7 protein-coding genes and 1 pseudogene are annotated in these 11,823 nt (G+C 44.4%); 2 read left to right on the forward strand and 6 right to left on the reverse strand.

The annotated features are described in order from the left end of the window. Positions 1-993 precede the first annotated feature (993 nt). Entirely contained in the window at positions 994-1,452 is a 459-nt protein-coding gene (locus tag ACVA54_RS13525; protein WP_446617561.1) for a DUF6789 family protein, read from the reverse strand. 272 nt (positions 1,453-1,724) lie between these two features. Further along, a pseudogene (locus ACVA54_RS13530) lies at positions 1,725-1,961 on the reverse strand (transposase); the annotation flags it as partial. A 1,103-nt stretch (positions 1,962-3,064) separates the two neighbouring features. Here ACVA54_RS13530 and pnuC point away from each other — a divergent pair. Beyond that, positions 3,065-3,883: a nicotinamide riboside transporter PnuC gene (gene pnuC, locus ACVA54_RS13535; RefSeq protein WP_446640081.1), complete on the forward strand. Its 819-nt coding sequence runs from the start codon at positions 3,065-3,067 to the stop codon at positions 3,881-3,883. A gap of 382 nt (positions 3,884-4,265) precedes the next feature. Here pnuC and ACVA54_RS13540 read toward each other — a convergent pair whose 3' ends face one another. From ACVA54_RS13540 to ACVA54_RS13555, 4 genes are all read right to left on the reverse strand, one after another. Beyond that, complete coding sequence (locus ACVA54_RS13540; protein WP_099079914.1) at positions 4,266-5,789, reverse strand: DHA2 family efflux MFS transporter permease subunit; 1,524 nt, start codon at positions 5,787-5,789, stop codon at positions 4,266-4,268. A 15-nt stretch (positions 5,790-5,804) separates the two neighbouring features. Continuing rightward, positions 5,805-6,827, reverse strand: coding sequence for an HlyD family secretion protein (locus tag ACVA54_RS13545; protein ID WP_099079915.1), 1,023 nt, complete (start codon positions 6,825-6,827; stop codon positions 5,805-5,807). Between the two features lie 309 nt (positions 6,828-7,136). Next, positions 7,137-8,969, reverse strand: a complete 1,833-nt coding sequence (gene glmS, locus ACVA54_RS13550) for a glutamine--fructose-6-phosphate transaminase (isomerizing) (RefSeq protein ID WP_099079916.1) — start codon at positions 8,967-8,969, stop codon at positions 7,137-7,139. Between the two features lie 103 nt (positions 8,970-9,072). Beyond that, on the reverse strand, positions 9,073-9,834 hold the full coding sequence (locus ACVA54_RS13555; RefSeq protein WP_119464033.1) for a DeoR/GlpR family DNA-binding transcription regulator: 762 nt from the start codon (positions 9,832-9,834) through the stop codon (positions 9,073-9,075). A 433-nt stretch (positions 9,835-10,267) separates the two neighbouring features. Between ACVA54_RS13555 and pykF the strand changes: the two genes are divergently transcribed. Further along, a complete protein-coding gene (pykF, locus tag ACVA54_RS13560) occupies positions 10,268-11,680 on the forward strand; it encodes a pyruvate kinase PykF (protein ID WP_099079918.1) in 1,413 nt (470 codons plus the stop codon). Positions 11,681-11,823 lie beyond the last annotated feature (143 nt).

Below are 11,823 nucleotides of genomic sequence, written 5' to 3' on the forward strand. Positions count from 1 at the left end.
AGATGAGGTTCGGGGCAGCGATGCTATGTTGATTCCACGGCGTATGGGTTCGGGACTTCGCTCATAATCGATTGGTCCCCAGTTCAAGTCTGGGAGGGGCCACCATATACAGAAAGGCCTGAGAGCATTAATTTGTTCTCAGGCCTTTTGCTTTTCAACCACTGTGCTACGCATGTGCTACTTTTTTCAGATTTTGAGTGTTCCGAGCTGCCAGTTTGCCTCAATCATAATGTCCAAAAATGATTCGATGTAGACAAACAACCTAAACTTAAGCCACTGTGGTTAACCCATAGAAAGTTAAGTTTGAGCAATATTTGTCTTAGTAGCTAAACTCCAAGTACAAAGCATTGATGGAAAACAGCATGGCGACTCTACGACCATATAAATGCTCCACTTGCGACCTTAAAGCAACCGTTGCTGGTGGAGAAAGTGCCATGATGAGTGGCCCTACCCAAACATTCTATTGCTCAACCTGTGAGACATTATTTGATCAAGTAGTCTCGCATCTTCCCTTGCCCTACGAATTAGAAACACTTGATGAATGTCCAGAGTGTCGAACCACAAACATCCTCAAATGGACGTACGGTGAACCTTGTCCTCGATGCGGAGGCAATATAGAAATTGATAGCGACGATGGGATCACTTGCTATGTTAATGCTGATTGATTGAGTGACTTTTTATTTATGTAACACCGATAGTAACAAACAACAAAAACCGCAAAGAATAAAAAACAAAGCCTTAAGCCCCAGATTCAAATCTGGGAGGGCCACCATATTCCATAAGGCCTGAGAGCGTTTTCGCTGTCAGGCTTTTTTCGTTTTTAGCCCTCTGGACTACCGTGGAACTACCTTAGCGCTTTAACTCATTGTTCTAGCATATGCTTTTAAAGTGTAGCAGACGAGCCCGAGATCAGTGGCCAAATGACGTCCTGCCATGCCACCACCGATGATGAAGTTCAGTTGGATCGCAGCGTCCATTTTGCCCACAGTTTGTTTATTTAGCCGATTCAGCTGTAAGGTGCCCATAGACCTTCCCGAGGACTGCCCCATAAACCAGGTGAAGCATCAGCGTGGCCATGGCCGGCATAAAGCCCTCGTGGTATCCCATTGCAAAAAATCCGTGTCCTACATAAGGCATAAATATTAGCATCATAGCCAACCATGCGAGCACACCGAATATTAAACCACGGATTAGATGGCCGCCTGGAAAATGTGGTGATAACAAGGCGTAAGCTATGCCCCATATCAAGGATCCTAATACAAAGTGCATCAACCAGCCAATTAATACATTAGGAGTAGAATTAGTAGCATTGGCATAAAGTAATGCCAAGTCCATAACAGGGTTGACGTCGAGCATGATCCCCATCATCTGCTTAACGAGCATCATAGCTGATAGGGCAACTGTTGCCCAAAAGCCGGCGACTATCGCTTGAGATAACCTAACTTTTACCATGCTACCCCCCTTGATAAAGAACCATACTCGTTCATTTATATTAAAGGTAGATAAGCTTGTATTGATGTGCAACCATTTAAAACGAGAGCCCGAATTCAGATAATAAGTGCACCACTCATGGTTAAACGGTGAGAAGAGATCAACTGCCTGTCGGTGGTACTCTATCGTCGTCAAACAAATAGAAGTAATTACCATGAGTTACAAGCAGTTGATCGAAGGACAAAGATACCAGATCGAAGCCTACTTACGAGACAGGGTGAGGGCGTGAATGCTCAATTTTCAATCTGATGTGCTTGCAGCCCCGCAACCAATACCTTTTCAAGGTAAGTGGTATTCATTGCCGCGATATTCTGCTTACGCCGGATGGTGGCTTTCTTGTCCTTTTCCTGCCGCAGCATATTCAAAGCCATGTGCCGAATGGTGGCTAAGCCCTCAGCTGCGTTCTCACGGTAGATCTGACAGTCGTCTTCGTGGAACGAGGTATCAAGAACCCAGTGCAGATTGTGTTCCAAGATGTAGCAATGGGCGTAAATCTCATGAGCCTCATCCATAACCTGATCAAGGAAGACATCGTTGTTGGGGATATCATGGGTAATGGCAAAGGTAATCGCCCGATCGTATGCCAATGTCTGCCCGACCGAGTACGGATGGTCTAACTCGCTCATCGGTTGCCCCTTCTCAAAGACATTGTACATCGTGTGAAAGAGCGGGAAGTCATACGCCCCCAACGTCGTGCCATTGAGGTAAGGCGCCAGGAACAGCTCGTATTCCTCTACGAGCAGCCAAAATTGTCACGAGCCATTCTCAGAATTGTGGAAGTAAATCAGGTCTAAACTGATAGCAAGGAACTCATTGCTAATGGGGATTATTGGATCAAATCGATACCCGGTAGCCCGAAATAAAAGCTCAAGCCCTAAGTACCTGCTAGCTCCCTAATTGGCGGTCTAGTCTCATTAAGCCACTGCAAGTACTAGAGCGACAGAAAGCCGGACCACAGAAAAACTCACCGCCTGAACCAACAAAAATATAACCAACATCCGTTCCCTTAGGTTCAAGTTATTAATATATAGATAATTTAGATTCCTAAATGATGCTAACTGACCATAGAGCCATGAGATTCAGCGAGTAACACAGGGACAGAACGGAATGCTTAAGGATGATGACCAATTACCATATCAGGGTAATTGGTCATTTGAATGTTGTTTTCCCCTGAACGGTCAGCTTCATTAGCTTTGGGATCATGGGTGGTCAGTTTTGTAACCAGACTTGGTCATTGGTCTAAGTCTTTAAGTGAACTTAGCTATTAAGAACATAGACTTATGATTTTGTTACCTTATTTAGAATAAAGTAAGATGAGTTCGAGAAAAGTTGGGAGGGGTTATGATGTACCATTTTCTCCACCGACTCAAAAAATGGCGCGAGTCAGAGAAAGAATGTCTCCTAAGCATCAATTGCTCATTCGTCACAAGGCTTAATTTTTTGACACCCAAATCATCAATTTTTGCCACAATTAACACTGAGATAATCATCAAGAAGCGATGATTGGCCACGATTGCGTGTGATATGTCGTTTTGAGAAGTACTGGCGGCATCAGTAATAAGAAGGAGCGTTTATGGTTGCTGGTCGTGTACGGTTTTGGACCGATTTAACCTTGTTTCAAAAATGGTTTGTGATCATTTTTGCTCTTGGTAGTCTCTTTTCGTTTTTCAGTCCACTTTTCATCGGCGGCACGGTCAAGGAACTATTTTCATTCACAGCCATCATTGGTTTAGTTTGTGCCTTATCAGGGGTACTTACCTCGATATATCAAGCGCGAGGTGAGGTGATCGTTTATACGTTTATACTTATAAATACCATTACTTATGCGTGGATAGCTTACACCAATGATCTGTACGGGCAAGTTATCCAGAACCTTTTCTTACTGCTACCGATACAAATATATGGGTTATTCGCGTGGAAAAAAAACTTGGAGAAGAGCAAAAATAACCAGATAGAGATTAAGGTGTTTTCTGCCAAAAATTGGCTGTTCACTCTTATCAGCATCTTGGTGTTTTGGTGGGGTTACTATATATTTCTCAATCATTTACCGCAATTCATTCAGGCGATTTTTGGTGGCAAGTTGATAGCGCCCGATCCAAGTATTGGTATGGATTCATTGACAACTGTGTTGACGGTTACGGCGATGTTTTTGACATCCAAACGGTATGTTGAGCAATGGTGGTTTTGGATATTGTGCAACATTGGCGTTGTACTATTTATTGAGGAGTTATTTACTTCCGACTTGACACCTGCCTCACTGGTTGGTGATCTCTCTGGAGCGATCAATTGGCTTCAGTATGGAATTGGCGCAGTCTATGGGTTTTATTTGTGGAAAAAAATGTACCGTGAAAGAAATAGCATGCCGACGGAGGTGAAGTCCAATAAGGGGTAGAAATGGACTGAGGTTTCCGCCCACTCCCCCTGATGAACAAGCCTCTCTTGGGACGTGAACAACGGTAAGTGCAATGCAAGATTGGGAAAAGAGAGCAACAGTATGGATTACTGGCGTTTTCTTTGAAAAGTTAATCTTAGAAGATGTTTAAAAACTTACATTTTTCAACACGAGCATCACGCCTATCACCTGTGCTGACCGGGCGTGTAACACATTAATTAGAAACGAGAATTGCTAATCTTAAAAATTCTCTGATGTCATGTTTGTAAGTCACTCTACTCATCCGTAAATTAGTAAATGAGCTCAACTTACGCCAAAAAGAAAGATAGCCAATACGAAAAATACGAATTCATCCTCAGTGCATAAGTGCTAACTTACCTGCTCAAGATGTCACTTTTCTTGTCTTGAACAAGGTTAAAAGTGGGATGATCACAATATACACGACCAAAATGAAACCAAATGTATAAATAAACGCCAGTAATGTCGATTGTTGGTGCAATAGAGATTGTATATTGATTAAGAAGTTGGGATCAGTTACCGCCTCCCCTTGCGCTTCTGCCAATTGCTGAACGACAGGATTTGTCCTTGTGATCCCTTCACCAAGAGCGTGCCACTCTCGTTGCTGTGTTTGGCTAAAGTAAGTATTGACGATGGAGATACCAAACGAGCTCCCTATCGTTCGGCAGAGGTTGAACACCACAGCCCCGCCCACACTATCCTTAGGCGACAGAGTCGCATAAGCAAGTTGGCTTAGTGGCGCGAATACCAAGCCCATCCCTGCACCTTGAATGATACTCGGCAATAATACCCAGTAAAGATCAATCCCCATAGAATACTGAGTGAGCAAATAGACACTAATAATGTTTAAAACTAGCCCAATGAATATCAGTAAACGCGCGTCCAATGTATCCATAAATCGAGCAATGGCGATCAAAACAATCGCTGATGTGATGCCACTCGGAGCCATCACAAATCCAGTCATCTCTGTTGGATAGTTGAGTAACTCTTGCAACATCATCGGCTTTAACTGCGTAATACCAAACATCCCCATCGAAAACGCCGCCATAATCAGGCAAGACAGCGCTAAGTTACGATCTTTTAGCAACCACATTGGGGCAATTTCCCCCTTGGTGATAAAAGATCGTGCAACGAAATAAATGATGGCGATAGCGCTGATTATCGAAGCAAAAAGAATCATATTTGAGGCAAACCAATTCTCTTGATTCCCCCGGTCTAACACCATTTGCAGCAGCCCAATGCCAAGTGCCATTGAAAACACCATTGGCCAATCGATACTAGTCTGCCCACGCCCGTCCAATTTAACAAAAAAGAATAGCAAAGCGACGCAAATCATTCCGATGGGGACATTGACATAAAATATCCAACGCCAATCCATGTGTTGTGTTATCACGCCGCCCAGTGCAGGGCCTAAAATTGGTCCGAGTAAAATGCCCACACTAAACAACGCCATGGCTTTACCGCGTTGGCTTTCTGGATAAATTTGAATCATTGTCGACTGGGACAGTGGGATAACAGAAGCACCAAATGCGCCTTGCATTATTCTGAATGTCACCATCTCGGCCATAGAATCCGATTGACCACAAAGCGCCGATGCCACGATGAAACCAATCACAGAAATTAGAAGGAGCTTACGAACGCCAAATTTTAATGACAGAAAACTCGCTAACGGGATAAAGATGGCTTCAGCCATTGAGTAAGAGGTGAGTACCCATGTGACTTCATCTGATGTCGCACTCAATGCCCCCATCATATTGGGTAATGCAACATTCGCAATCGTCATATCAAGCAGAACCATGATCGCGGATAACATGACAGCTATCGTAACAATCGTTCGCTGTTGTTCAGAGAGTTCAATCGAAGGCGTGGTGTTTTTCGTCGCTTCCATTACGCATCCTTAGCGCTACGGTTTAGGGGGCTTGGATACGGTATTAATCGTTACTTCGGCACTCGCGCCAACTCGCAAAGGCTTATTAGGATGTGGATTTTGCTTTTCCAAGTGAATCAAAAGCGGGAATCTCTGTGGCACTTTTACCCAATTACCCGTTGCGTTTTCCGGAGGAAGAAGAGAGAAAGAAGATCCACTCGCTGGAGATATCGCTTTTACTGTCCCAGAAAACTCAACATCAGGATAAAGATCCAAAACAATCTGTGCTGGCATACCAACCTGTATGCGATTTAAGTGCGTTTCCTTATAGTTTGCTTCTACCCAAAATGTATTATTCACGACCAACGGCATCAAGGCTTGCCCTGCTGCAATAATACTTCCAGGATGGATACTGACCTTTCCGAGGTGACCATCGAAAGGGGCAAAGATATTGGTATAGGAAAGAGAGAGTGTTGCCTGGCTTAACGCCGCCGCCGCTTTTTTCACCTCAGGAGCGGCGGTTCCTTTTGCTCCTTGAGATTTTACTAGCTCAGCCATATTCGCTCGAGCCGCCGCCACATTTTGCTCTGCCGAGGATAGTTTCGCTCTTTCATCATCTAGCTGCTGTGCTGGCAGCAGTTGTTTTCCGACCAAATCTTTCACCCGATGGTAGCTTGATTGAGCATCAGCGAGCTGAGCCACAGCGCTACGTACATTTGCACTCGCTGCCAATATGGCATCGTTTTTTGCTTCATTACTTTGAATCGCCATTTGATAAGCGGCCTGGGCTTCATCCAACCTTGCTTGAAAGAGCATCGGGTCGACTTGCACAAGCAGCATACCTTTGGTGACATACTGATAGTCCTCTACGTTCGTTCGGAGCACTTTTCCTGATATTTGTGGCGAGATATAAACGATATTGGCATGAACATAGGCATCATTGGTTGATGGGTATTGATCTTGATGCAAGATATACCAGTAACCGCCCCCAGCAAGCACAGCGACAAGCGTGCAAACCAACAAGATATTTCGAAGAACTTTCGACTGACCTTCTTTCACCGTAAATTCACCTAATTGTCTATAACAAAGTCCATTAGCAGCTAGCAGCTGACAATTTCAATTTCAATTTCAATTATTAAGGATAGAAGGTTAAATACAGATAACAAACACGTTCAACCAATACATGTAATTAAGTGAAGAGACTCTTGTCGGTAGCATGGAAAGGTGGCAGAGAATAATGTCCGGCCATCATAGCGTCTAAAAGAAAAAGGCAGCGCCAACGTCTGCCTTTATTGCTTGACTCAAGTGGGGGGATTGAGTCAACCGATATGCTGCCGTCCCAGTTCGGATTTGGCTTGTCAGGCAGATTTATTCCACCGTTACCGCTTTCGCTAGGTTACGAGGTTGGTCTACGTCGGTACCTTTGATCAGCGCGACATAGTAAGACAGTAACTGCATTGGAATGGTGTAGTAAATCGCAGCTGTGATTTCGCTAACGTGAGGCATGGTAATGATCTTCATGGTTTCATCACCTTCAAAACCTGCGTCAGCATCAGCAAATACGTACAGTAAACCACCACGAGCGCGAACTTCTTCCACGTTCGATTTTAGCTTCTCCAACAGGTCATTGCTTGGTGCAACCACAATAACTGGCATATCTGCATCAATCAGTGCGAGAGGGCCGTGTTTTAGCTCTCCTGCGGCGTAGGCTTCTGCGTGGATGTAAGAAATCTCTTTCAGTTTTAGAGACGCTTCCATCGCGATTGGGTAGAACTCACCACGACCGAGAAACAATGTATGGTGCTTGTCCGCAAAATCCGTCGCTAGTTCTTCAATTTCTTTCTCGAAAGATAGCGCCGCATTGATTTGCTTCGGTAGTGCATGTAATGCTTCGACGATCTCTTTTTCTTTCTCCTTACTGATGCGGTTATGTTGCTTACCAAGTGCCGTTACTAGCATCAGCAATGCAGTAAGCTGAGTTGTAAAGGCTTTGGTTGAAGCCACACCGATTTCTACCCCGGCACGGGTCATGAAGGCGAAGTCCGATTCACGCACCAAAGAAGACCCTGCCACGTTACAGATAGTCATTGCCGCCAGGTAGCCTTTCTCTTTCGCTAGGCGAAGTGCTGCCAGTGTATCGGCTGTTTCACCAGATTGAGAAAGCGTGATCAATAGGCTATTTGGGCGCGTCACAAACTTTCGGTAACGGAATTCAGAGGCAATTTCTACGTCACAGCTAACACCTGCAATATCTTCAAACCAGTAACGTGCTGTCATACCAGCGTTGTAAGATGTACCACATGCAACGATCTGTACGTGCTCTACTTTACTCAGGATTTCTGCCGCATTCACGCCAATCGCTTCTGTCACGACTGAATCTGCTGTGATACGCCCTTCCATCGTGTTGATTAATGCCGTTGGTTGTTCGTAGATCTCTTTTTGCATGAAGTGACGGTATTGGCCTTTGTCACCCGCATCATGCTCTGCATTGGATTCCGTGACCTCACGCTCTACACGCTCGCCCGTCGCATCGTAAACCGATACTTCGCGACGAGTAATTTCGGCTACGTCACCTTCTTCTAGGTACATAAAGCGGCGAGTTACGTTCAGTAGCGCAAGCTGATCGGAAGCGAGGAAGTTTTCGCCAACACCGAAGCCGATTACGATTGGGCTGCCAGAGCGAGCCACGACGATACGGGTAGGATCTTTACGATCCAATGCGACCGTACCGTAAGCACCTTCCAGTTGCTTCACCGTTTTTTGCACTGCTTCAAGTAAGGTTTCCGATGTACGAAGCTCCCATTCCACCATATGGGCAATCACTTCTGTATCGGTTTGAGATTCAAACACGTAACCACGTGAACGAAGCAGTTCTCGCAACGCTTCATGATTTTCAATGATGCCATTGTGAACCACTGTGATATCACCAGACATGTGTGGGTGAGCATTAACTTCGGAAGGCTCTCCGTGGGTTGCCCAACGTGTATGTGCGATGCCTGTGCCACCCATCACTTCCGCAGCGTCTACGGCATCGGTTAACTCTTGAACTTTACCTAAACGACGGATACGAGTTAGGTTGGTTTCGCTATCGACAATCGCCACACCCGCAGAGTCATAACCGCGGTATTCCAGACGGCGTAGACCCTCAACCAAAATTTCAGCGACATCTCGTTGTGCCACTGCACCTACGATTCCACACATGTGTTTCTCTCCGTTTGTAGTTTTGTTCTTCCCTGACCATGGTTTAAATAGAGGCAGCAAGCAAAGGCCTGTACTCAAAGGGAAGTGAAATAGGACTCTGTTTTTAGGCGCAAATAACCTTCACGCCATGTTGTTCTATCTGTGTCTTATGCTCTGGTTGTAACTCAGTATCGGTCACCAGAACATCGATTTGGTGCCAAGCAAGTTCGAGATTTGGGATCTTACGCCCCACTTTCTCAGACTCAATCATGACGATAACTTCACGTGACACTTCGGCCATCACTTTGCTTAAGCCAAGCAATTCATTAAAAGTGGTTGTGCCTCGATCCAAGTCGATGCCATCCGCACCGATAAACAACTGATCAAAGTCGTAAGCGCGTAATACTGACTCTGCCACTTTTCCTTGGAAGGACTCCGAGTGCGTATCCCAGGTACCGCCAGTCATCAACAGAGTGGGTTCACTCTCTAATTCATTGAGCGCGTTCGCCACATGCAGAGAATTCGTCATCACCACTAGACCACGTTTGTCATTCAATTGCTGGATCAGCGCGGCCGTCGTGCTACCACTGTCGATGACAATTCGGTTATGGTCGCGAATCAGTGCTGCGGCTGCTTTTGCTAGACTTAACTTTCGAATCGAAACATTAGGGCTCATTTCTTCATGAATCACTTCTGTTGGAATGGCGATAGCGCCACCATAACGGCGCAAAAGTTGTCCATTTTTCTCTAAAGACGCTAAGTCCTTTCTAATCGTGACTTCTGAGGTTTCAAACTTTTGTGCTAGTTCATCAACACTGACTTCCCCAAGCTCATTTACCAAGTTAGAAATGGCATGCCTTCTTAATTGAGTGTTTCGTTTCGACATTTACGCTTTACTTAAAAGTTTCGACTTGAAACTTATTATAGTCAAATCGAAATTTTTTAGTCTATTTATTTCGATCCAAAAAATTAATATTTCTCGATGAAACCTTGTTCTAAGACAATTCTTAAACAGTGATATTGGATTCATTCAGTGGTAGAATTCGCCACCGAAAAGAAAAAAAATTACAGAAATGACGGTTATTTTTTTGCAACTTTCTGCATATAAAGCGGTATTAGTCACAAAAAGGTAACCAAAAACGCCGAACTTTTAGTCATAAAATGACTAAACTTGGTGAAAGACTTTCAGAACCTGAAGTTCCAATAATGTGGCGGAAAATCGGTAGATGGCAGGCACTAAATGTCATCAAGTGCGCCCTAACTTCAGAGTAAATAACCGACTTTCAAATTGTAACTATACTTACCGGAGAGTATCTTCCATGAAAAAGACCAAAATCGTATGTACGATTGGCCCTAAAACCGAATCTGTAGAGAAACTAACTGAACTAGTAAACTCAGGCATGAATGTTATGCGCCTTAACTTCTCTCACGGTGACTACGCAGAGCACGGCACTCGTATCGCGAACTTCCGTGAAGTAATGAAGAACACAGGCAAACAGCTAGCTATCCTTCTAGATACTAAAGGTCCAGAAATCCGTACTATCAAACTAGAAGACGGCAACGACGTTGATCTAGTAGCTGGTCAAGAATTCACTTTCACAACTGATATTTCAGTTGTAGGTAACAAAGACAAAGTTGCAGTAACTTACGCTGGTTTTGCTAACGACCTAAACACAGGTAACACTATCCTAGTAGACGATGGTCTAATCGAGATGGAAGTTATCTCTACAACTGAAACTGAAGTTAAATGTAAAGTACTTAACAACGGTGCTCTAGGCGAAAACAAAGGTGTTAACCTACCAGGCGTTTCTGTAAACCTACCTGCTCTATCTGAAAAAGATAAGAACGACCTTAAATTCGGTTGTGAGCAAGGCGTTGATTTCGTAGCTGCTTCTTTCATCCGTAAAGCATCTGACGTTCAAGAAATCCGCGAAGTACTTGCTGCAAACGGCGGTGAGAACATCCACATCATCTCTAAGATCGAAAACCAAGAAGGTGTTGATAACTTCGACGAGATCCTAGAGCTTTCTGACGGCATCATGGTTGCTCGTGGTGACCTAGGTGTTGAAATCCCAGCTGAAGAAGTAATCTTCGCTCAGAAAATGATGATCGAGAAGTGTAACCGTGCTCGTAAGATGGTTATCACTGCAACTCAAATGCTTGATTCTATGATCAACAACCCACGCCCAACACGTGCGGAAGCTGGCGACGTAGCGAACGCAGTAATGGACGGTACTGACGCGGTAATGCTTTCTGGTGAAACGGCTAAAGGTAAGTACCCTGTAGAAGCAGTAACAATCATGGCTCAAATCGCTAAACGTACAGACTCTGTACTAAAAGCTGAGCTTGGCTCTCGTCTAGATAGCCCACGTCTACGTATCACTGAAGCAGTATGTAAAGGTGCGGTAGACACAGCTGAGAAACTGGCTGCTCCACTAATCGTTGTTGCAACGGAAGGTGGTAAATCTGCACGTTCAGTACGTAAGTACTTCCCAACTGCAAATATCCTAGCACTAACAACTAACACTAAAACGGCTGCACAGCTAGTTCTTACTAAAGGTGTTACACCAGTAGTTGTTGATTCTATCGATAGCACTGACGCATTCTACGTAGCGGGTAAAGAGCTAGCACTAGAATCTGGTCTAGGCAACAAAGGCGATATCGTCGTTATGGTTTCTGGTGCTCTAGTAGCTTCAGGCACTACAAACACTGCGTCTGTACACGTTCTATAAGACTGAATGATTAAATCATTAGTTAAATAAAGAGAGGGCTTCGGCCCTCTTTTTTTATATATATTACCTTGCCCTCATAATCAGTACACTGTATTATCAAAATAACAGAACTGCGTACTGTTTACTTGTCGATACGATAAAAA

Source organism: Vibrio sp. PNB23_22_6 (assembly GCF_052877535.1).

Excerpts from the sequence above, each read along its gene's own strand:
- ACVA54_RS13555 (WP_119464033.1), bottom strand. The coding sequence starts at position 9,834 with ATGTCGAAACGAAACACTCAATTAAGAAGGCATGCCATTTCTAACTTG.
- ACVA54_RS13540 (WP_099079914.1), bottom strand. The coding sequence starts at position 5,789 with ATGGAAGCGACGAAAAACACCACGCCTTCGATTGAACTCTCTGAACAA.
- ACVA54_RS13525 (WP_446617561.1), bottom strand. The coding sequence starts at position 1,452 with ATGGTAAAAGTTAGGTTATCTCAAGCGATAGTCGCCGGCTTTTGGGCA.
- pykF (WP_099079918.1), top strand. The coding sequence starts at position 10,268 with ATGAAAAAGACCAAAATCGTATGTACGATTGGCCCTAAAACCGAATCT.
- pnuC (WP_446640081.1), top strand. The coding sequence starts at position 3,065 with ATGGTTGCTGGTCGTGTACGGTTTTGGACCGATTTAACCTTGTTTCAA.
- glmS (WP_099079916.1), bottom strand. The coding sequence starts at position 8,969 with ATGTGTGGAATCGTAGGTGCAGTGGCACAACGAGATGTCGCTGAAATT.